This is a genomic window from Ruegeria sp. CE9 (assembly GCF_056537425.1).
Window position 1 is genome coordinate 1 of record NZ_JBQFRO010000016.1, and the last position, 21,203, is coordinate 21,203.

The window sequence follows — 21,203 nt, forward strand, 5'->3', positions numbered from 1 at the left end:
AGCCCAGTTTTTGCAGCTGCAAAGCCGAGTCCGGCGTCATCGCAACCCGGTTCTCGCCCTTAAACGTTTCCTTCGGCGTTCCTATTTTCACAATATCACTTCCCTATTTTCGCAGCTCTCTGGTTTCAGCGTGACGCAGCGCTGGCCATGTCTGGTCGAACCTCAGATTAGTGCGGTCTCTCTTTGTTGGACAAGACACCTTTCATGGCTCGACTTCAGTCACCCCTTTGCAAGGCTGTCACCAACACGGTTGTTCTGTTATTTAGCATTGATTTTTAATTTTAGAAAGAATAAATCTTATTCAAATCGCGAGAGGAGCGCGAAGTAAATCGAAACCCGACGGGAGGAATCAATGAAAATTACCAAAGCCGTCAGCGCGTTGGCGCTGTTCGCCGCATCATCGACACTGGCTGAAACCACGGTCATTCACGAAGGAGCCCTCTTTCCCGAGGGTGCTTTGCATAAGGACGGAACCCATTTTTTTGTTGAACTTGTCGCTGACAAGGTGATGAAAATTGAGAATGGTGAAGTCTTCGCTCTTTGGAACGGTGACGGGTGTGCTCCGGCGTCAGTGATTGACCGTGCCGAGGGGTTTCTTGTCGCTTGCAACGGTGGGAGCAAGATTGTTCAGCTGGATGCAGACGGCAACCAGCTCTGGGAGAAAGGCGAAGATCAAAACGGCGTCGCTTTGAACCAACCCAACGATCTGGCCCATGGCCAAGAGGGAACCCTGTGGATCACCGCGAGTGGTGCCCCGGATCCCGCACAACAACCAGGCGGTCAGGTGTTTTACATGGCTGCAAATGGTGACGTAAGCCTGGTGGCTGATGGGCTGTCCTACGCCAACGGCTTGGCGCTGGCACCGGATGGTGAAACTCTGCTGGTCGCCGACATGTTCAACAGTCGTATCCTGGCTTACCCGGTGGATGGTGACCAACTGGGTGAATCTTCTGTTTGGGCCAACATGGCCGAAGTTGCGCCGAACCCTGAAGGGGGATTGCCGCCATTCCCTGATGGAATGGAGTTTGGCGCAGATGGCAAACTTTATGTGGCTGTTTGGGGAGGCCAGAAGATAGTCGTTTTCAATCCGGACGGCAGCGTTGCCTCGGAAATGGAAACGCCTCTACTGGGCACTACCAACCTTACCTTCATCGACGACAACACTCTGCTTGTGACCGGTGTCGATGATATTTCTGGGCCTCCGTTCGAGGGCCGGATATTGGAAATGAGCCTCAACTAAGCTTGAAGCAACCCTGGCAACACGTCAGCAGGTTGTCAGGGTCAAAGGGCTTGGGTGTCACGCCTCTTGAAAAGAACCAGATTTACGGGTTAAAACTCCTTGTTTACTTGAACTGGTGAGCAGGGAACTTACCTGTAAAACATGGCAAATCTGGTCGCAAAATCGGCAAGACTTCCAGCGGGTGGTGGTTCTTACGCGCTTTCAGAGTTGACGCTGGGTGTATTCCTTAACGATCAACCGCAACACCGGTTTTCCGTGGGTTCAGATAGAACCGTTCTTTCCCCTTTGAAAAAGCATCAAGGCTGGATTTTACCGGCGGGTAGTCAGGGAATATGCAATTACCAAGAGGACTTGGAATTTCTGTCCGTATCCCTCGACAACGAGATTCTTTCGGAAGTCGGGTTTGACCCAAGAAGCGAATTTGAACCGGTCATCGGGGCATTTAATCCGCTTCTTCTAGAGCTTTGCCTTGGGGCTGAGAGGTTTCTATCCGGCCCAATGCTGTACCGCGAAACAATGCAACGGGCCCTTGCTGCGCAACTGAAGGCTTCGATTCTGCCTGAAGAGCTCAATGACCTACCCGATTGCGACAATCGGTTGCGTCGCGTTTTGAGCTACGTGAAGGATGAACTTCATACTGATTTGAGCCTGACAAAAATGGCGAGTATCGCAGCAATGAGCCCGACAAGCCTGTCCCGGTCATTCAAGAAGGAACTTGGGGTTTCGCCTTTGCAGTTTGTAATCGCGCAACGTCAGGAAAAAGCTGCGTTTCTTTTGCGTTCAACACAGAAAAGTGTGGCTGAGATAGCCGCGCAAGTTGGCTACAATGATCTGGGCCGCTTCGGCCAACACTTCAAGCGCCGGTTCAAAATGGCACCAACGGACTATCGCAAGCAGTAAACAACTGCCCTAGCGATAGAAATGTTGGCGAACGTGGTGCTTGGGCTTTCTCCTATTTTGAAAAGATTCGCATAGCAGTTGGTAGGAATCGCAGATCAACAGATGATCCGCCGCGCTTATTCTAAGGGCGTAACTTGATAGCCCATTCAGGAGGACATCAAAATGACTGATGACGCAAAGACAACTCGCCGTGCCATTCTGACCGGAGGCGCAGCCGTTGCCGCAACCGTTGCCGCGACCGCCGCAACCGCGAACAGCTTGAACCCGCAACCATTCGCGGATGAAGTGAACCCCAATGGCCGCTTCAAAGGCAAGGTCGTGGCCGTCACCGGTGGCAACTCTGGTATCGGTGCAGCGACTGTGCGCGCCTTTGCCATGGAAGGTGCGCAGGTAATTTTCTGTGCCCGCCGTGACGAGCTGGGTAAAGACGTCGAAGCTCAGATCCGTGAGCGCGGCGGGGACGTCACCTGGATGCAGGCTGACGTGCGTGATCCGGCGCAGGTTGAGGCGTTCATTAAAGCCGCTGTCGATACTTATGGTAAGTTGGACGTTCTGTTCAACAACGCAGGCATCTTTATGACGCCTAACCTGATCGAAGACATCGACATCGATAACTTCGACGACATGATGAAGACCAATACCTATGGTGTCTTCTATGGCATGAAATACGCCGTGCCTGTCATGAAGGCTCAGGGCAATGGTGTGATCGTGAACATGGCCTCGGTCGCGGCCCATCGTGGTTTTCAGAACACCGCGCATTACAACGCGTCCAAGCATGCCGTGCTGGGCATGACACGCGCGGCTGCACAGCTGGCCAAAGACAACATTCGTGTCACGTCGATCTCGCCGCTGGCCGTTGACACACCCATGCTTGAGGAAAGCTTTGATCACCAGGGTCTGACCTATGAAGGCATGGCCGGGTTCTTTGTAACTCCGCGCGTCATGGATGCCAACGAGATCGCAGAAGGCGTGATGTTCCTGGCATCGGATGCTGCCACCGCATTCAATGGCATGGACTTTGATGCCACCGGAGGCCAGTTGGCCTAAGCAAACCCAGCGAGTAAACGACAATGAAGCAATATTTTACAACCGCACTTGTCGCTTTGGCGTTGACCGGTGGATCAGCTTTTGCAGATCCCACTGAAATCAGCAGGTCAATCACCGACATCGCTGCAGGCGCAGATCGCGGCGACTGGGATCGTGTTCGCGGAGCTTTCGCAGACACCGTGACCACGGACTATACCGGTCTTTGGGGCGGTGATCCCGTCACTCAGCCCGCAGATGAACTTGTCGGTATCTGGTCCAGCTTCTTGCCAGGCTTCGACATCACGCATCACATGGTGACCAATCACACCATCACTCACGGATCTGATGCGACCGCGGTTGCAGAAGCCGACTTTACGGCGACCCACCGCATCGATGACGGGCTCTGGGTCCTTGGAGGCCGCTACACCTATGAGCTGGTGCAAGATGGAGACCGCTGGCTGGTCACGTCTCTTACGATGACGCCACTTTGGGAAACCGGAGATCGGGGTCTCGTCGCCATCGCTGGTGAGCGCGCCGCGCAGAACTAAGCGCATGGGCAGAGCGGAAACATGCGTTTTTCGCTCTGCTTTTTCAAACTTCAGATTGGAATTCGGCAGCCGACTCCACTCGGCCGCCTGAATCAGGCATCTTCAAATGATCATAAATGTCGTCAAGGGATGGGTTAAGCCCGAGTTCAAAGAGGTCTTTCTTAAGCATATGGCCGAGTTGGCTCCGATTGTGCGGGCCGAAAAGGGGTGCATTGCTTATGAACAGAACATCTCTGCTCAAAACGGACTTGAGCTGCTTCTCTACGAAGAATGGCGAAGCCGCGAAGACATCATCGCGCACATAAACTCGCAGCATATGCAGGATCATCTTGCCGAAGCGCGGCCATGGTTCGATGAAATTGAAATGAAAACCTACGAAGCAACCCAGTCAAAACTGTTCGAGGACTGACATGGATAGCCAGATCATTGGAAGCTGGGCGCTGATCGGCTTTAGGCTGATCGCAACTGCCGACGGCAAGATCGTTCATCCCCTTGGGCAAAAACCGGATGGGATGATCACCTATACCGCTGACGGGTATATGAGCACCGTTCTCCACAGCCGGGACCGCGCCAGATTTGCGACCGACGACATTCAGTCGGGAACCGAGGCAGAGCTTGCCGCGGCCATGCAGACATACAGCCACTATGCTGGTCGGTTCGAAACCGAAAACGGCACCGTGCGCCACATCATCGAACATTCGTTGTTTCCGAATTGGGCCGGTCACACGGAAGAACGAAAATACAAAATCGCGGACGGAATTCTGACTCTCGAAACACCGCCGTTCTACGTTGCAAATGCTGAAAACGTAGGCATCGTCGAATTTCTCCGTCGAAGCTGAAAAACAAGGGAAGGAAAGTTCATGACCTCTGAACGTATCACTCTTCAGAACTCCACAAATCCGGACGTCAAAGAACGCGCAGTCTCATTCAAAAGTGGCGACGCGATGCTGAAGGGCGTCTTGTTCACTCCTGTTGATGCCGACGATGCCCTTCCTGCCGCCGTGGTTACGGGTGCATGGACGACCGTAAAAGAGCAAATGCCGGGGACTTATGCGCGGGAGCTAGCTGCGCGCGGCATGGCAGCGCTGGTGTTCGACTTCGCAGGTTGGGGCGAAAGCGATGGCACACCACGCTTTGTCGAGGATCCGGTAAGGAAAACACGCGATATCAATGCTGCGATTGATTTTCTGGCGAAGTTGGACGAGGTCGATCCCGAGCAGATAAGCGGACTGGGTATCTGCGCTTCGTCCGGCTACATGGCCGCCGCAGGTGCCGACAATCCAAAGGTCAAGAAAATCGCTCTGGTTGCGCCCTGGCTGCACGATCCAGCCTTGGCCGAAGGTATCTATGGTGGTGCTGAAAGCGCCGCGAGTTTGATTGAGTCTTCTGAGGCGGCCGGAGCTGCGGACAAAACTCTGGTCGCGGCCAGCGCGACTGACGACTCTTCGCTTATGTACCAAGCGCCCTACTATACTGAAGAGGATCGCGGCCTGATCGAGGCTTATGACAACAAATTCAGCCTGGCCAGTTGGAAGCCCTGGCTCACTTATGATGCCATCGCTTCGGCTGATCGGCTGGACAAGCCCATGCTGATGGTTGGATCACCTTCGATCGCCCTACCAGATGGAGTTCCGGCTTACGAAGCACGCATGCATGCACCCTTGGAAAAACTCTGGCTGGGCGACGACGTCACGCAGTTTGACTTTTATGATCGGATTGATGCGGTGACAGCTGCGTCTGACGCCGTTGCAGAATTCGCCAAAGGCTGACCTGAGGCATTGCTTGCCGGATTAAATGATATGAGCGACACAGTTCAGATTGCCAATACAGTGGCTCAATACTTTGGTGCAGTCGACAAAGGGGACTGGCAGACGGCGCAGTCCTTAATGTCCAACCCTTATCATCTGGATTATTCCAGTTTTGGCGCGGGTCCTGCAGCAAACCTTGAGCCAGAGAACATTCTTAATTCCTGGCGAGATTTCTTGCCGGGGTTCGACGCAACACACCACCAGATCGCGAACCTCAACATTACGAAAGATGGTGATGTTGCGGTTGTGGACTGCTACGGAACTGCGTCGCATTTCATTGCCGATGCTCCTGGGGGTTCGGTTTGGAACGTCATTGGTACCTACACACTCAGCCTTGCACGTACGAACGGCGTCTGGACACTGACTGGAACGGTCTTTCACTTCAAGTTTCAGAATGGCAACACGGATTTGCCTACGCTGGCTTCGGAACGTGTCGCACAAGGTAAATAGGAGAACAAAGATGCTCAGAAGTTTTGGTTTTCTGACTGCAATTCTTGCAACGCAGGCCGCTGCTGAAGGCGCCATACCAACGGCTATCGACTGTTATCAAACAGCGACCAACGCAAAGAATATCGACGCCTATATGGGATGCTTTTCGGATAACCCCGAAATGATTGATGTCCGACGCACTTTTAAGGGCCAAGATGCCATTCGTGTATGGGCTCAAAGAGAAGTCATTCCAGGCGGTGAGAGCTTTAAACATCGCAAGATTTTGGAGTCTGACACAGGATACGCAAAGACAGAGGTGAATTGGTCTTCTTGGGTCGCACACTATTACTACTGGTGGGACGAAGAAGGGAAGATCACCAAGATGTCCTTGCAATATGCGGACTAAGTCAGCCTAAGTGAAAGAAAGCCCGCAGTTACAGCTGCGGGTTTTCTTTCACTTGTCGCTCTAAATAGCTTCAGCGACCTCATGGATGTAAGCAGGTTTTATCACTGTGCGGCTGATCCGCCAGCCGCCTACAGTTCGCTCAAACCCCAGATCGTAATGGGCCCCTATCTGCCAAAAATAGGTTTTGCCTTGGTCGTCGATTTTTTTATGCGTCGAAATCCCGGCAGCCCCTCCTGAGGCAGAATCCCCGTCCAAATCGACAAAAACATTGCTGAAGTGATGATGAAGCGCAGACACGTCCGACATTCGACTGCTCCACTCATTAACAAGCTCTTCAGCCGTAATCTCTTGTCCTGGCGCATCGGGCCTCAGCGCCGAATAGTCCGCAAAAACTCTTTCTGCGAGGCACTTATCTAGCAAAGCGCGCCATTGTTTAGTGTCGATGTAAGTAACGTATCGAGCGACCAGTTCGTGAATCTCGATCCGATCACTCAGCAGCTGAAGCTTTTCTGTCATGGACGAATGCCTGATTTTGTTGGAATACACCCCGGGTTATCCTTGGGGTGTATTGGTTGATTAACCGTACATTGAGTAAGGAAGCCACAGGACCAGCGCTGGGAAAGCAACGATCAAGGCGACGCGTATGAAATCGGTGAAAACGAACGGCCAAACGCCTTTGTAGATTGTTCCCAATGACATATCTGGCGCCACGCTTTTTAACACGAAGACATTCATCCCGTAGGGCGGCGTGATCAGGCCGATCTCAATAACCATGACCAGTAGGATACCGAACCAGATCGGATCGTATCCCAGCCCTGTCATGACCGGATACATGATCGGCACGGTGAGCAAGATGATGGCGAGGCTGTCGAGGAACATACCCAGCAGCAAATATCCCAGAATGACGACCCCTAGAATTGCCAGCGGTGTCCAATCCAGCATCGAGACATAGTTTGCCAGGTTCTGCGGCATGCGGGTGACTGTCAGAAATCGACCAAACAGCACTGCGCCTATAGCAATCACAAAGATCGCGCCGGTCATCCGGGTGCTTTCGATCAAAGCCTCTTTCATCAGCGAAAATGTCATCGTGCCGCGCAGGATAGTCAGGATCAGCGTTCCACCTGCTCCCATTGCTGCAGCTTCAGTTGGGGTGAACATACCAGCGTAGATCCCGCCGATTACGAAGACAAAGAGGAGTGTAACAGCCCAGATGCCGCGCAAAGAGCCAAATGCTTCGCGAAGGTTGAAAGTACCGACGCCGGGCGCTGCATCAGGGTCCAGCTTTGCCATGCCCAGAATGATAATCAAATACAGAAAAACTGCCAGCAAACCGGGTATCAGACCCGCCATGAACAGCAGTGCGATGTCTTGTTCGGTGATAATGCCATAGATCGCCAGCACGACCGACGGTGGGATCAGGATACCTAGCGTACCACCGGCCGCGATTGTCCCCGTAGCCAACGAAGTTTTGTACCCAAACTTTTGCATCTCTGGCAGCGCAACTTTGCCCAAGGTGGCGGCAGACGCGACCGAAGACCCGCAAATTGCTGCGAACCCACCACAGGCCAGGATTGTTGCCATTGCCAGGCCGCCCTTCTTATGGCCCACCCAAGCGTGAGAAGCGCGGTACAGTTCGGTGCTCATCCCTGTTATCGACGCGAACGTCCCCATGAGGATGAACAGTGGCACAACGCCAAATACTTCGTCGGTGGCGACCCGAAGGGGTACAGTGGCAAGTTGGCTGAGCGCAGGTTTAATGCCAATGATCATTGCAAAACCGGCTGAGCCGACGAGGATCATCGAGATACCAATCGGCACCCGCATCAGCATGAGCGCGAACAGGGAAACAAAGCCTAGGAGAGATGCGATTTCACCAGACATCACTCAGTCTCCTCGTGATCCGCGTCATTTTTTAGGGTGAGAACGGCCTGGCCAATTGCGATACAGACCGCCAGGAACAGAGCCAACGTCGCGACGCCGTAAAAGGGCCATAGTCGCAATCTGAGGTCGCTTGTGCTGACCTTGTTGCCGAATGCGTCAAATACGGCCGTACCTGCCTGCCAAGCAACAAATCCAAGTACAACGGCCGTCACTGTGGCTGCAAAGGCGTTTATGAGGCGGCGTCCGGTCGGACCCGCGATGGCGAACAGTGCATCCACCTTGATCATCGAGTTTTCAGCGACCGCAAGTGCGATACCCCAAAAGATCAATATCCCAAGAAGCATGCGTGAAAGATCATAGGCGTCGGGAATAATGATACTGAAAAAGTACCGGAGCATAACGGCGGCGAAGACCAATGCCATCACACCGAACAAAGCAGCGGCCCCAATAAAGCCTGAGATCGAAACAAGCCTTTTCAGCATCGAAACCTCCCAAGTAGTAGATTTGGAAAACTCTTGGCCGGAGTCAGCAAACCCCGGCCAAGTCATTGTTCATTGATATCAGTAGCGAACGCCTGCTTCGTCCATTGACGTAAGCAAAGAGTCCAGCGCCTCATCCGCATTGGGTACGCGGTCCTGAACAAGTTCAACCCAGCCGTCATGTAGGGGTTTGGCTGCGTCCAACCATTGCTGACGCTCTTCATCGGTCAGTTGGTAAATGACGTGGCCGTCGGCCAGAAGTTGAGCCCGACCCTCTTTCTCCCAATCATACCACAGCTGGTTGATCTGCTGGCTCCACTCCGGGCTGCAATGCTCGTCGATCACAGCCTGATCTTCGGGCGCCAGACCTGCGTAGGTATCTTTGTTCATCACGATCGTCGCGGCGACAGCGTAGATGATCATATCCTGATGGTGTGTCGTCGAGCGGTCCAGCCCCCAAGGATACAACGTGCGCCACGGGAATGCGATGCCTTCGATCAATCCACGGTCAAAGGCTTGCGGTGCCTCAGAAGCCGGAATGGCAACAGGAACAGCACCTAGGTCCTTGACGTATTGTGTCAGGAAAGTTCCAACCGGGCGAATCTTCAATCCCGCCATCTGATCGGGTGTGCGAATTTCCTTGTCTTTGAAGTTCAATGTACCTTCCGGTGCCATTGTAATTGCGCACAGCTTCACCTCGGACATCTCTTCGGGTGCATAGTTGTTGTACCAGCTATGCACGACGTTCGAGGCCTTGACGGCGTCGTTTGTCAGGAATGGCAACGAAGTGACTTCGAAAATCGGGAAGCGATCAGGCTCAAACGCGGGGACCGACCAGGTAAAGTCAGCAATGCCGTCGCGCGCCATGTTGTAGTGGTCGCGCGCATTGCCCAGCTGACCCGAGTGGAAGAACTCTACTTTCAGTCGGCCGTCAGATGCTTCTTCAATTGATTCACCCCAAGCTTGGAAACCGGGCGAAGGATGGGTCGTCTCTGGAATCCAGCTCGAAAAGCGCAAAACGGTCTCTGCGCTCAAGGTAGATGATGTTGCAAGAAGGCCAGAGACGCCGACGGCGATCCCAGCAATGGTTGAAAGGCAACGTGCCATGGTTTTTCCTCCTCAATGTTCTATATAACAGGATACATATCTAAAATTAGAAAACAAGAAAAATGATCTAGCGCGCTAATTTTTGCTATTCTCATGTCATAGAATGAGGAATCATGTCCCCACCTTTTGTGTGCATATGTTTGAAAAATCAGTATATTTCAGGCAGCACCGGTTTGTTTAGCGTTTATTTTCAGCTGCCAAACTCAAGAGGCAATCATCGATGCCAGCTTCTCGGCAATCATGATCGTTGCTGCATTCGTATTGCCGCCAACTAATGTGGGCATGATTGACGCGTCCGCCACGCGCAGGTTTCCGACGCCGTGGACACGCAAGCTGTCGTCCACCACCGCTGTTGAGTCGCTTGCCGGGCCCATCTTGCACGTCCCGACCTGATGGTGGCAGCTGCTCAGGCTTAAGCGCACATAATCTTCGACTTCATCATCGGTTTTGACCTCCGAACCGGGCGCAAGCTCCACATCCCGGTAGGGCGTGAATGCGGGTTGTTGCGCAAGGAAACGTGCCTGATGAAATACGCGCTTGAAGAACGTCATGTCGTCTGAATGCGACAAGTAGTTTGCCATAATCTTTGGCGCTAGAACTGGGGTTGGCGATCGCAGAGAAAGGCTGCCGACGCTGCGCGGCCGCAGTAAACACGGGGCGATTGTATATCCGTCCCGGTCAAACTTTCCACCGCCGCCAACGAACGGAAAGCGCATGCGCTGCAATCCGAGCGCTGTCGCAAAATGCCATTGCGTATCTGGCACTTCCAAGTCGGGACTAGACCTGGTGAAACCGCCGCATTGCACCGGAAATTCAGAGAACACACCTCTTCGGAGCAAAACCGCTTGTATCATTGCCATCGCCGCACGATCGAAGCGGATCGCCTGATACATCGTGATCGGTTCTTTGCAGCCGTACATGAGCGCAATTTGAACATGGTCCTGCAAGTTTTGACCGATCCCCGTCAGGTCCTGGACAACTGGAATGTCGTGTTCAGTTAAAACGGCTGAGGGACCTATCCCAGAAAGCATCAACAAATGAGGCGAGCCGATCACTCCGGCACACAATATGACCTCCTTTTCTGCAAGAAACACTTGATCCTGCCCGCGAACTTGCGCCTTGACGCCCACAGCGCGGCCATCTTCGATGACCAACCCTGTCGCTGTCGCATGTTTTATTATTCTCAAATTCGAACGGCGCTTGGACAAAAACGCGCGCGACGTACTTTGTCGGCGACCGCCAGCAGTTGTGAAGTCGAACCGGCCAAGTCCTGACGGTTCGCTTGCATTCAGATCGGCTGCCCGCCCAAATCCAGCTTGTTCGCCCGCCGACAGAAAAGCATCGAACAAAGGATTCTGCATCGACCCTTCGGTCACTTTGAGCGGACCCCCTTGTCCATGAAGCGGCGATTTCCGTGTCAAATGATCTTCGGACTTCAGGAAGAACGGCAGCACATCTTCATAAGACCAACCGCGGTTTCCCAATTGGGCCCAATGATCGTAATCCGATCTGTGTCCGCGGATATAAACCTGTCCATTGATGGAAGAGGAACCTCCCATAACTTTGCCGCGCGGCCAGAATAACGTACGATCCTTTAGCTCAGCTTCTGGCTCTGTGTGATAGCTCCATCCATAGGCTCCGCGACGAATCAAGTCGCCACTTGCGGCGGGAACACGAATCATTGGCGACCAATCGCTTCCTCCAGCCTCCAGCAAACACACTTTGTTTTTGGGATTTTCACTCAGTCTTCCGGCCAAAGTGGCACCAGCTGATCCGCCGCCAACCACGACATAGTCCATTTCATTCCTCCAAAAGCCCGTTTGGCCTTTTCGTTGACTATTACATTAACTGGGATTAATGTCACTATTTAGAACATTAGGGAGGAAAATCAGGTTGCCAACCAGTGTAATTCGAGAAAGAGACCGCCTCGGAGTCGGGACGCCACTCAACTTTGTGGACAACAAGTGGGTTGAAAGCGCCGAATCGACGTTCGAGCAGGTGCATCCTTCTACGAACGAAAAAATTGCCGACATTCTGGAAGCTGGCGCTGGCGGAGTAGATGCCGCCGTGCGCGCAGCGCGCCGCGCTTTAGACGAAGGACCCTGGCCGCGCATGGGCGCGCGTGAACGCAAGAAAATCCTCCAGAGTATTGTCGACCGGATCAGCGCTGAGGCTGAAGACCTCGCTTACTTGCAAACCCTGGACAACGGGATTCCGATCAATTTCGGCTTGAACACCCGTGTTTCTGCAACGACAGCAGCAGATATTTTTGACCATTATGGCGGTTGGATCGACAAGATCACTGGTGAAACTTTCCCGCAATACACGGACGCCCAGAACCTGCATATGACAACCTTCCGCGAACCGGTGGGTGTTGTGGGCGCAATCATTCCCTGGAATGCGCCTTTGATGATGTTCGCTCTCAAAGTCGCCCCCGCTCTGGCGACCGGGTGCACGATCATTCTGAAGGCCTCCGAACTGGCGAACGTCGCTTGTGCCCGGCTCGCAAAAATAGTGGCCGAGTCGGATCTTCCAGAAGGTGTTTTCAACTTTGTGACCGGTGGCGCAGCAACCGGTGCGGCAATTTCAGACCATCCTGGTATCGACAAGATCACATTTACCGGCAGCCCGGTCGTCGGGGAAAAGATTCTGGCGGTTGCCGGAAAGAACATGAAGCGCGTTACCCTTGAATTGGGAGGAAAGTCCGCATCTCTGGTGTTTCCGGATGCGAGAAACCTTGAAACCGCATCGAAAACGGTGATGGGTCTCTGCTCGACGTTCCTGTCCGGCCAAGTCTGTTCTACGCCAACTCGCGCAGTCGTTCATCGTTCCATCTATGACGAGTTTCTGGAACACGCCCAGGCGCAGCTTGAAACCGTCAAGTTCGGCGATCCGTTCGACATGAGCACAACTTCGGCCCCAATTATCTCAAAGGCTCAAAAGGCCAAGATTTTGGGATACATTGAAAAAGGCCGGGCTGAAGGTGCTAGGCTCATAGCGGGCGGTGGTGTGCCAGATGATGAGGGTTTGAAGGACGGAAACTGGATCAATCCGACACTCTTTGCCGACGTCGACAACAAGTCGACCATTGCGCAAGAAGAGATTTTTGGCCCCGTCCTGTCGGTCATTCCCTTTGAAACCGAAGAAGACGCCATCGCGATCGCGAATGACAGCGACTATGGGCTGTCAGGCGGCATCTGGACAGCTGACCTGACACGCGCATTCCGCGTTGGGAGAGCGATGCGCACCGGTTCGGTTGGAATTAACGGATACTCTGTAATGCCAAACTCGCCAGCCGGGGGGATCAAACGTTCCGGCATAGGTCGAGAAGGCGGTCGGGCGACGATCGAAGCATTTACCGAACTCAAGACCTTTATTCTGAACCTCGATGGTTAAAACCTGAGAGGCGCAGGACAAGAGATCTCACGTACCATCGAGGAGGATGACATGTACGGAAAGACGACTCTCGCAACAGTTCTGGCAATCGCATTGGGGGGACCTGCGATCGCCGAGACCACATTAGTTTACGGTTCCTGGGCTCCGGCAAACGATCCCGCATCTTTGGCAATGGATAAGTTCAATGCCGAGGTTCAGGAACGATCCGAAGGATCAATCTCCTTCGAGACGCATTACGATAGCGCAGTTGTTCAAATGCGAACTGTTCTTGGCGGCATTGGCGACGGATTGGTGGATTCCGGGTACATTGCTGGCGCAATCTATCAGGCAGAATTGCCAATTGACTCGATGATTACCCAGTATTCGACGCTTAAGGCTAATCCATACTCGATCTCAGCGGCAGTGACCGATGCGGTTCTCAACAACTGCGAGGAATGCATCGCTGAAGCGGAAGCGCATGAAGTCAAACCCTTGGCTTACGCAGGTACACCACATTTCTATCTGATGTGCAAAAACCCGATTAGCAGCTTCGATGAGCTTCAGGGCAAATCGGTTCGGGCAGCTTCGGCCAACTTGCGTCTGGTCGAACGCATGGGGGCGACGCCTGTTAACACTCCTACCGTCGAAGTCATGGACGCAATCAGTCGCGGACAGGTGGAGTGCGTTGTCGGTTCTGTTTTCTGGCTACAATCCTATTCTCTTTGGGATGCCGTAGGCTATGTGCTTGATTTGCCAGTAGGACAATACAACAACGGCCTCGTGTTCGGTATGAATTCCGGGCTGTGGGCTGACATGTCCGAAAGCGATCAAAAAGCCATTCTTGACAGTCTTCCGACGCTGATCTCAAGCGCAGCAGCCAATGGTGTTGGCAAAGCGGATGAGGTGCGCGCCCTGTCCGAAGAGAAGGGCGTCGTCTGGGGTGAACCGACTGCTGAAATGTCGGCGTTTATGGATGACTGGTTTGCGTCTGAGCGGGAAGCGGTCCAAGCTTGGGGCGAAAGCAAAGGTATCGCGACTTCAGGCGCAATTCTGGACGGAATAGAAGCATCGCTGGAAAAATGGAACGGCATCGTTGAAGAAGCCAATGGGGATGAGGCCCAGATCCGCGAAGCTATCGCCACTGAAATCTATGCAAATCAGTAGAGAATTGTGGCCTCATCGGGACGTCCGGTGAGGCCCGTTTTACCATGACTTATCTTGAAACAATTGTGGGTAAGCTCACAACTGCCACTCTGTGGCTCGCAGCGCTCGCGACCACTGCAATGATGGTCCATGTCGCCTCTGATGTTGTTGCTAAACTCATCTTTCGGCACCCGATCATTGGCACCTTGGAAACTGTTAGTCTCTACTACATGGTCGCCGTCGTCTTCCTGCCACTCGCCGCCGTACAGCGCGATCGAGCACAAGTCTTCATCGAGCTTTTTACGCAAAACCTAAATCCACGGATTGTTCGGGCATTGGACGCGTTCGCACTGCTGCTTACGTTTCTGCTGGCCGCAACGCTCTTTTGGCACGGGTTAGAAGTAGCCTGGGAGAAGACGCTGGTTCGAGAACTGTCCACGAATATCGAATTTCAGGTCGAAGTGTGGCCAGGGCGCTGGCTGCCAGTAATCGGGTTCTTTCTAACCGCAGCGTGGTGCCTCTTACACTTTGTCGGCGATCTGATCGCAATCGTGACCGGCCAGACTCTCCCCCCAAAAGAAATGGATGACGCGTTGTGACCAATATTGAAATCGGCTTTTATGGCATCGGCTTGATGCTGGGTCTGCTGGCCATCCGCGTTCCGATTGCAGTGTCGCTGGCGACGGTCTCAATTGGGGGGATCTGGTTAATGCGCGGCGAGAGGGCGGCCTTTGGAACCTTGGGAGAGGTACCCTATGATTTCGCAGCCTCGTGGACGCTTAGTGCCGTACCAATGTTTCTTCTCATGGGAACATTTGCGCAAAAGTCAGGTATGGCGACTTCCATGTTCCATGCAGCGAGGGTGTTGATCGGATTTGTCCCTGGTGGTTTGGCAATCGCTACGAACTTGGCGGCTGCTGGGTTTGCAGCAGTATCGGGCTCTACGCTCGCGACCACAGCGGTCATGGGGCGGCTCGCGCTGCCGGAAATGCTCAAGCACAAATATGACAAGGCGTTGGCGACGTCGACCGTTGCTGCCGCTGGTACGCTTGGTGCCTTGATCCCACCTTCGGTCGCCTTTGTTCTTTATGGTTGGTACGCAGAACAATCGGTCAGCAAGCTGCTGCTTGCAGGTATCATCCCAGGGCTTATGACTGCCGTCATTTATTGTTCGATGATCTACCTTCGTGTGCGCAGAAATCCTGCGCTGGCGCCCATGCCAGACGAACCGTTTTCGCGCGGTGAGAAGGTAAAAGCGATCATTGAGCTCTGGCCGTTCCCGGTCATTATCGCGTTTGTTGTTGTTGGCATCTATACAGGCACCACGACACCGACTGAGGCGGGTGCCGCCGCTGCTACTGTGACGCTTTTGGTGGCATTGTCCCGACGCCAGATGAATTGGCAGATATTCCGAGAAAGCGTCGTGGACGCGAGCAAAACAACTGCAATGTTGTTCTTCATCGTTATCGGAACTGTTTTGTTCACCAAGTTCTTGGCCTTAACCGGTGTACCATGGTTTATCGCCGGATACATCGAGGCCACCCAAACAAGCCCGCTATTGGTTTTGTTGTCGATCTGCGTTTTCCTGCTGATCCTTGGCATGTTCCTTGAAGGAATTGGCGTAATGCTGGTTTCGCTCCCCATTCTTCTGCCGGTGGCAAACACAATGGGTTACGACCTGATCTGGTTCGGCGTCGTTGTTGTGAAATTCATCGAGATCGGGCTACTGACGCCACCCGTCGGCTTGAACGCGTTTGTCGTTAAGTCAGTTGTCGGAGACCAAGTCCCCTTGGGGACCATCTTCCGCGGGCTGCTTTGGTTCCTGGGGGCGGAACTTGTCATCATGTCGCTGATACTGGGCTTCCCTGACATCTCTCTGGTGATCCCCAATAATCTGGAGTGATCACAGAGCGCCAGCGGTCGTAAACAGTTGGATCAACTACCTCCTTACCTTCGATCCATTTCTCTAACTACCGCTGGCAACTACCTTTTGTCTGAGCTTATGAAAAACTGGCAATAAAAGAAGAGCGAACGCCGATAACACGACACCTGCCCACAAAGGAGCGGCCAAACTTTGAGTGACGTCTCCGATACGGCCGGCTATGGGCGGTACAATGGAAAGGCTCGCGTAAAATATTAGGTAGAATACTCCCATTGAAATGTTGCGCCGCGTATTAGGAAACGCGGACACGATCAATGCAATCAAAGGCGGGATTGGCAATCCGCTGGCCAATCCAATCAGTATCAATGTTGGTGTAGATGTCCCGGATCGAATGAAAATGGCCAGACCCATTGCAAGAATGATACTGCAAATCGCGGTGGTTAACACTGGTCGTCCAACAAAATCGTTAATGCGGCCGGACATCAGAGTTGCCAATCCGTTGGACACCAATGCGGCCGTCATAATCAAACCAGCCTGGACGGCGCTGACTGGACCACCTTGGACATGTACTGGTCCGAAACTCAGGAACAAAATGAAGCTGCCATTGAAAACTGTCCATAAAAGCGCTGCAGCCGTAATCAGTTTGACCTCTGAACCTGTCAAATCGGTTACACGCACGCGTGAGACTGTTGCTTGGCCATACGGTGCTTGAAGTCCTCTTCTCCACAACTTCGCATAGATGAGCAGTGGAACTGCAGCGCTGAGACCGGTCAGAAAAAACGCGCTGCCAACCCCGAAAAAACTGGCTACTGAAGGGATGGCCGCCAGCGCAATTCCGATCCCCAACGGCCAGCTGAACATCGACACCGCCATCGCTCGCGACAGTGCGCCACCCGTAAACCAACGAGATAAGACTGTCCCGGTTACCAATGTGATCAAAGTGGCGCCAACCCCCGATAGAGTTCGACCCACAAGCAATACTGTGTAGTTTTCCGTCACGGCGCACAAGCTTGCCCCTGCCAACAAAAGTCCAAGTGCCGCCATCGCCGGAGAGATGTCGCCATATCGCTGACTGATGGCGCCACCCGGAAGCGCCATGACAATTGCCGGTAGCGTGAAGAGTGAGACCAGCCAACCCAATTGGCTTAGCGTCATATTGTACTCAACGATCAGTGCCGCACCCATCGCTCCGACTGCACTGTATTGAAATGCCATAGCAAACCGCGCAAGCATCGCCGCTGAAAGAACAACATTGGAAGTGTTGACATGCATACTCTTAAATCGCTCCTAAAACATTTTTAAGCGATAAGGGCGGCACTCTTCAGCGCCGCCCAACACATTCAGAATTTATGCGGTGAAGCTAACACTAACTGCGATCGGCATGCGCTTTGGCGACACATGCGCGTCGCGCGGGCGCAAACGCAGCCTGTCCAGTTTGCTTGTAGATTGCATTACTACGGTCAAAGTGATCAACAAGGCCACCGCGAAGTACGCGTTCAATCGGACCGTCCGGGTAGCCCAGCCCAAGCTTGCACGTGGTGTCTATACCTTCTGCATTTGCCAGGCCTTCATCCAGGAAACGCAGCGCGTCATTGTATTTTGGCCGCACAAGGCGATCAATAATTCGGCCCGGCTGATCGGCGCTGACAACGACGTCGAAACCTGCCGCTTCGAACACGGCCTGCGCCGCCTCCAGCGCGGTAGCGTCTGTCGCAGGCTGGCGAACAAGTTCGATCAAATTCGAAGGTGCATCAAAGCCATTGCGATAACGGGCAAAACCAACAGTGTTTGAACCTTCGTCACCGTAGCTTTCACCTGTGTGTTCACCAAGGCATTCGGTCGTCAGTTCGACCAATACGCAGGTTCGGCTGGGATCCTCTTTATAGGCCCCACCAAGATACATAAGAACCGGCGCACCCGGCGTACTTTCAACTGCAGAAGCTTGTTTTTCCGGGAAGGATTGGCTGTCTTTGCCATGAACAATTTCAACTTTCGGGCTTTCTTCTGCCTTGCTTCGCTTTTCGCCACTGAGCAGACCGCCCCCGGACTTATTGCCCAATCGGCCAGCTGCGACCATGCGGCGGACCAATGCGGGTACAGCAGCCCGGGGGTCATGAGTGATCGGGAAAAAGGCTTCGCCCAAGCGTACCTGGGTATCCAAACCAATGAGATCCAGCAGCGTGCAAGGCCCCATTTTGTACCCCAAACCCGATGTAATCGCTAGGTCGATATCCTCGGGTGTTGCGACGCCTGCATCGATCGCCCGAAGCACATCATTGTTAAAGGGAACCAGCAGCGCGTTCAGGATAAAGCCCGGCTTGTCTTTGGTCTCAACAGGTAGCTGGCCCGCAGCCTCGGTCCAGGCCCAAGCCGCTTTAAAAGCCGCATCCGACGTGCGGATACCCCGAGACATTTCGATCAGTTTCATCAGTTGGGCCGGCAGGCAGAAGTGCATACCAACCACCCGCTCTGGGATCTTGCTACCAGCGGCTAGTTCCGTGATCGACAGCGTCGAAGTGTTAGATGCGAAGATGGTGTCTTCGCGGCAGATGTCATCCAACTTACCCAGCAACTCTTGCTTGACGCCAAGGTCCTCAAACACGGCTTCGATCACCAGGTCGCAGTCGCTCAGATCACTCAGGTTCGTGGTGACAGTCATTCGCGACAGGGTCGCATCCCGATCTTCTTGACTCATCCGGCCGCGAGCGACTGATTTATCAAAGAAATTCTGGGCATTACCTAGTTGGGCGGCCAATGCGTCGGCTGAAAGATCAAAACAGATCGTTTCAAACCCCGCACGGGCAGACACCATCGCGATGCCTGCGCCCATTGTTCCACCTGCACCGCAAACGGCTACTTTGCGAATTTCACTCACGGTCACAACTCCTCAAATTCTATTGGCATCTATGGATGGTGCCGTTCACTTCTGACGAAAGCTTCGACCGATCAGTTGTCGGTGGATTTGGTTGGTGCCTTCCCAGATCTGCGTAATCTTGGCATCGCGCATCAGGCGCTCGGCACGGAAGTCGCGGCAGTATCCGTATCCTCCATGGAACTGCACGCATTCCAGCGCCATTTTCATCGCCAGATCGCTTGCACGCAGCTTTGCCAATGAAGCTTCCATACTGAAATCGCTGGCATTATTGTCGACCAGATGGGCGACATAGTCCATCCATGCTTCCAGCATGACCAATTCACCGGCAAGGTCCGCCACCGTGAACTGATTGCCCTGAAAGTCCAGAACTGCACGTCCTGATTGCTTGCGTTCATTCGCATAGGAAATCATGTCGCGGAACGCGGCACGGGCGATGCCGCGAGCGTGAGCAGCAACTGACGGTCGAGAAAGGTTCAACGACCGCAACAGAATGCGTAGGCCGTCTCCAGGTTTTTTGAGAAGATTCGCACGCGGAACACGCATGTTGTCGAAGGAGAGCGTGCAAGTATGCGATGCGTTCAGACCCATCTTCTTTTCGACACGGACGACCTCAAGGCCTGGCGTGTCTTTTTCGACGATCAGTGCAGAGATCGACGCTTTTGGGTCGTCGATTTCGCTCCACTTGCCAAAAAGAAGCATAAGATCAAAGGCGTCGCCATTGGTGATAAAGATCTTGCCGCCATTAACGACAATGTCGTCCCCGTCCGGAGTGAAGCTTGTGGTCATGCCGGTGGCATCAGAACCAGCCGACGTTTCGGTAATGGCAAGGGCGCCCAGCCCACCCTCGGCGATCCGGGGCAAAAGACGTTCGCGTTGATCGTCGCTCCCGTAGTAGATCAGGGGCTTCATGCCGTGATAGTTGGTTGCGTAAACAATCCCGGTTGACGCACATGCCTCTGAAATCAGGGTCACGACTTCCAGATAAACGGCATAGGACATCCCGACCCCGCCATATACCTCGGGAACAAACAGCGCATTCAGTCCGATCTCGTTTAGCGCGCGAACGTTATCCCACGGAAATTCGTGGCTTTCATCATACCGCTCGGCATTTGGTTCGATTACTTCTTTTACGACACGCCTGACCTGATCCAGAACCATGTGTTCTTCTTCGTTCCAATGTCGATCAGCCAGCTTTCGTTCAAGCAAATCCGTTATCAATTGTCTTTCCTCGTTTCCTGTCGGCTCTGGCTTGGTCGCGGCCGATATAGCGAGCAGAAAGCACGGCCAACCGGGGCCGCGCCAACTGCTTGGATTTCATGTCTTCAAACGTCTTGGAAAACCGCGTCGCGCTTTTCCGAAAACGCGGCCATGCCTTCTTCGGCGTCTTTAGTCTGATATGCGAGCGTCGAAAGATCCGCTTCCAGTGCCAACCCATCTGCCAGTGAGAGGTCCCCGCCCCTTTGAACGGCGCGCCGCGCCATGTTGAGCGCGGGCAGGCCAAAGCGCGTGAAACGCCGTGCGAAGGTTTTGCCTTCGGCGATTAGGTCATTCATGATAACTTTGTTGACCAGCCCGATGTCTTCGGCTTCGGCGGCACGAACCGTGCGTCCGGTCATGATCATTTCCAGCCCACGGGATTCACCAATCAACCGCGGAAGACGCTGTGTCCCACCATAACCCGGGATCAACCCCAACTTGATCTCTGGCAACCCAAAGGCAGCATTTTCGGACGCCAGCCGGAACGTGCACGCCAAGGCAAGCTCGCTGCCGCCACCAAACGCATAGCCATTTACCAAAGCGACAGAAGGAACCTCGAGTTCATCCAATTTTGCAAAGACAGTTTGCCCAAGACGGGCGCCCTGCAGCTGTTCCGTGAGCGTTCTTTCCCGCAACTCGCCGATGTCAGCGCCGGCGCAGAATGACTTTTCCCCTGCGCCGGTGATCAGCAAAGCACGGATTTCCCGCTTGGCAGCCATTTCACCGACCTGATCGAAACTCTGCCCAATTTCGCGGATCATATCGAAGGACAGAGCATTCAGTGCCGCCGGCCGATCCAGTGTTAGGACTGCAAATTCTTCGTCCTGAACGAGTTTGACAGGCATCT

22 protein-coding genes are annotated in these 21,203 nt (G+C 53.6%); 13 read left to right on the forward strand and 9 right to left on the reverse strand.

Annotated features, from left to right (window positions below):
* The first annotated feature begins 352 nt into the window (after positions 1-352).
* The 9 genes from ACR0B3_RS21975 (at position 353) to ACR0B3_RS22015 (ending at position 6,357) form a co-directional block, all read left to right on the forward strand.
* A complete protein-coding gene (locus ACR0B3_RS21975; protein WP_480810931.1) occupies positions 353-1,240 on the forward strand; it encodes an SMP-30/gluconolactonase/LRE family protein in 888 nt (295 codons plus the stop codon).
* Positions 1,241-1,381: 141 nt separating this feature from the next.
* Complete coding sequence (locus tag ACR0B3_RS21980) at positions 1,382-2,140, forward strand: helix-turn-helix domain-containing protein (RefSeq protein WP_480810932.1); 759 nt, start codon at positions 1,382-1,384, stop codon at positions 2,138-2,140.
* Positions 2,141-2,302: 162 nt separating this feature from the next.
* On the forward strand, positions 2,303-3,187 hold the full coding sequence (locus tag ACR0B3_RS21985; RefSeq protein ID WP_480810933.1) for an SDR family NAD(P)-dependent oxidoreductase: 885 nt from the start codon (positions 2,303-2,305) through the stop codon (positions 3,185-3,187).
* Positions 3,188-3,210: 23 nt separating this feature from the next.
* Positions 3,211-3,714 (forward strand): nuclear transport factor 2 family protein, encoded by a 504-nt coding sequence (locus tag ACR0B3_RS21990; protein ID WP_480810934.1) that lies wholly within the window; start codon positions 3,211-3,213, stop codon positions 3,712-3,714.
* 106 nt (positions 3,715-3,820) lie between these two features.
* A complete protein-coding gene (locus tag ACR0B3_RS21995) occupies positions 3,821-4,123 on the forward strand; it encodes a putative quinol monooxygenase (RefSeq protein WP_480810935.1) in 303 nt (100 codons plus the stop codon).
* Between the two features lies 1 nt (position 4,124).
* Entirely contained in the window at positions 4,125-4,553 is a 429-nt protein-coding gene (locus tag ACR0B3_RS22000; RefSeq protein ID WP_480810936.1) for a lipocalin-like domain-containing protein, read from the forward strand.
* A 21-nt stretch (positions 4,554-4,574) separates the two neighbouring features.
* Positions 4,575-5,483, forward strand: a complete 909-nt coding sequence (locus ACR0B3_RS22005; protein ID WP_480810937.1) for an alpha/beta hydrolase — start codon at positions 4,575-4,577, stop codon at positions 5,481-5,483.
* A gap of 30 nt (positions 5,484-5,513) precedes the next feature.
* Entirely contained in the window at positions 5,514-5,972 is a 459-nt protein-coding gene (locus tag ACR0B3_RS22010) for a nuclear transport factor 2 family protein (protein ID WP_480810938.1), read from the forward strand.
* 10 nt (positions 5,973-5,982) lie between these two features.
* Positions 5,983-6,357 carry a hypothetical protein gene (locus tag ACR0B3_RS22015; protein ID WP_480810939.1) on the forward strand — a complete coding sequence of 125 codons (375 nt, stop codon included), beginning with the start codon at positions 5,983-5,985 and terminating at the stop codon, positions 6,355-6,357.
* Between the two features lie 60 nt (positions 6,358-6,417).
* Here ACR0B3_RS22015 and ACR0B3_RS22020 read toward each other — a convergent pair whose 3' ends face one another.
* From ACR0B3_RS22020 to ACR0B3_RS22040, 5 genes are all read right to left on the reverse strand, one after another.
* Positions 6,418-6,873 carry a nuclear transport factor 2 family protein gene (locus ACR0B3_RS22020; protein WP_480810940.1) on the reverse strand — a complete coding sequence of 152 codons (456 nt, stop codon included), beginning with the start codon at positions 6,871-6,873 and terminating at the stop codon, positions 6,418-6,420.
* A 60-nt stretch (positions 6,874-6,933) separates the two neighbouring features.
* Entirely contained in the window at positions 6,934-8,238 is a 1,305-nt protein-coding gene (locus tag ACR0B3_RS22025) for a TRAP transporter large permease (protein ID WP_480810941.1), read from the reverse strand.
* A complete protein-coding gene (locus ACR0B3_RS22030; protein ID WP_480810942.1) occupies positions 8,238-8,720 on the reverse strand; it encodes a TRAP transporter small permease in 483 nt (160 codons plus the stop codon). Before ACR0B3_RS22030 ends, ACR0B3_RS22025 begins: the two co-directional genes overlap by 1 nt.
* Positions 8,721-8,798: 78 nt before the next feature.
* Entirely contained in the window at positions 8,799-9,824 is a 1,026-nt protein-coding gene (locus tag ACR0B3_RS22035; protein ID WP_480810943.1) for a TRAP transporter substrate-binding protein, read from the reverse strand.
* A gap of 203 nt (positions 9,825-10,027) precedes the next feature.
* The gene (locus tag ACR0B3_RS22040; RefSeq protein WP_480810944.1) at positions 10,028-11,623 is read right to left on the reverse strand and encodes a GMC family oxidoreductase; all 1,596 of its coding nucleotides are present in this window, start codon (positions 11,621-11,623) and stop codon (positions 10,028-10,030) included.
* Positions 11,624-11,717: 94 nt separating this feature from the next.
* On the opposite strand from ACR0B3_RS22040, the gene ACR0B3_RS22045 reads away from it, so the two are divergent.
* The 4 genes from ACR0B3_RS22045 to ACR0B3_RS22060 are packed head-to-tail and all read left to right on the forward strand — an operon-like array spanning position 11,718 to position 16,245.
* A complete protein-coding gene (locus ACR0B3_RS22045) occupies positions 11,718-13,220 on the forward strand; it encodes an aldehyde dehydrogenase family protein (protein ID WP_480810945.1) in 1,503 nt (500 codons plus the stop codon).
* 51 nt (positions 13,221-13,271) lie between these two features.
* Complete coding sequence (dctP, locus tag ACR0B3_RS22050; RefSeq protein ID WP_480810946.1) at positions 13,272-14,363, forward strand: TRAP transporter substrate-binding protein DctP; 1,092 nt, start codon at positions 13,272-13,274, stop codon at positions 14,361-14,363.
* A 44-nt stretch (positions 14,364-14,407) separates the two neighbouring features.
* Positions 14,408-14,941, forward strand: coding sequence for a TRAP transporter small permease (locus tag ACR0B3_RS22055; RefSeq protein ID WP_480810947.1), 534 nt, complete (start codon positions 14,408-14,410; stop codon positions 14,939-14,941).
* Positions 14,938-16,245 (forward strand): TRAP transporter large permease, encoded by a 1,308-nt coding sequence (locus tag ACR0B3_RS22060; RefSeq protein ID WP_480810948.1) that lies wholly within the window; start codon positions 14,938-14,940, stop codon positions 16,243-16,245. Before ACR0B3_RS22055 ends, ACR0B3_RS22060 begins: the two co-directional genes overlap by 4 nt.
* A 63-nt stretch (positions 16,246-16,308) precedes the next feature.
* Here the strand turns inward: ACR0B3_RS22060 and ACR0B3_RS22065 are convergent, their stop codons facing one another.
* From ACR0B3_RS22065 to ACR0B3_RS22080, 4 genes are all read right to left on the reverse strand, one after another.
* Positions 16,309-17,496 (reverse strand): MFS transporter, encoded by a 1,188-nt coding sequence (locus tag ACR0B3_RS22065; RefSeq protein ID WP_480810949.1) that lies wholly within the window; start codon positions 17,494-17,496, stop codon positions 16,309-16,311.
* Positions 17,497-17,590: 94 nt separating this feature from the next.
* Entirely contained in the window at positions 17,591-19,099 is a 1,509-nt protein-coding gene (locus tag ACR0B3_RS22070) for a 3-hydroxyacyl-CoA dehydrogenase family protein (RefSeq protein WP_480810950.1), read from the reverse strand.
* Positions 19,100-19,144: 45 nt separating this feature from the next.
* The gene (locus tag ACR0B3_RS22075; RefSeq protein ID WP_480810951.1) at positions 19,145-20,317 is read right to left on the reverse strand and encodes an acyl-CoA dehydrogenase family protein; all 1,173 of its coding nucleotides are present in this window, start codon (positions 20,315-20,317) and stop codon (positions 19,145-19,147) included.
* 104 nt (positions 20,318-20,421) lie between these two features.
* Entirely contained in the window at positions 20,422-21,201 is a 780-nt protein-coding gene (locus ACR0B3_RS22080; protein WP_480810952.1) for an enoyl-CoA hydratase/isomerase family protein, read from the reverse strand.
* Between the last annotated feature and the right edge of the window lie 2 nt (positions 21,202-21,203).